Origin of the sequence: Mesorhizobium sp. M6A.T.Ce.TU.016.01.1.1 (genome assembly GCF_003997065.1) — a bacterium.
Taxonomy (GTDB): Bacteria; Pseudomonadota; Alphaproteobacteria; order Rhizobiales; family Rhizobiaceae; genus Mesorhizobium; species Mesorhizobium mediterraneum.
In genome coordinates this window covers 1-565 of the sequence record NZ_RZTJ01000110.1, presented here as the reverse complement: position 1 = coordinate 565, position 565 = coordinate 1, and the positions used below count along the sequence as shown (strand labels likewise).

At 65.3% G+C, this 565-nt stretch carries 1 protein-coding gene; it reads left to right on the top strand.

The window, feature by feature from the left end:
* Window positions 1-11 precede the first annotated feature (11 nt).
* A partial coding sequence (locus EOC94_RS33480; protein WP_127295884.1) for an ATP-binding cassette domain-containing protein occupies window positions 12-565 on the top strand: 554 nt, incomplete at its 3' end.

Genomic DNA, 565 nt, shown 5'->3' with positions numbered 1-565 from the left:
ACGAACCCCTGATGGCCAGCCTGTCGTCGCTGACGGCGCGTCTTCCGGGACGGGCCGCCGGCAAGCTTTCGGCGCCGGCCACGGTGACCGTAGATGCGGGAAAGTTCAAGGGAACCCTGATCGCCAAGGGGCTGACCAAGAGCTACAAGGGCCGCAAGGTCGTCAGCGGCGTCACCATCGGCGTGCGCGCTGGCGAGGCCGTTGGGCTGCTCGGCCCCAACGGCGCCGGCAAGACGACCTGTTTCTACATGGTTACCGGCCTCGTGCCGGTGGATGAAGGCACGATCGAGATCGACGGCTTCGACGTCACGTCGATGCCGATGTACCGTCGCGCACGCCTCGGCATCGGCTATCTGCCGCAGGAAGCGTCGATCTTCCGCGGCCTCAATGTCGAGCAGAATATCCGCGCCGTGCTGGAAGTGGTCGAAAAGGACCGCAAGGTGCGCGAGCGCAATCTCGACGAACTGCTCGAGGAATTCCACATCAGCCATCTGCGCAAGGCGCCATCCATGTCGCTTTCGGGCGGCGAGCGGCGACGCTTGGAAATCGCGCGAGCGCTGGCGAC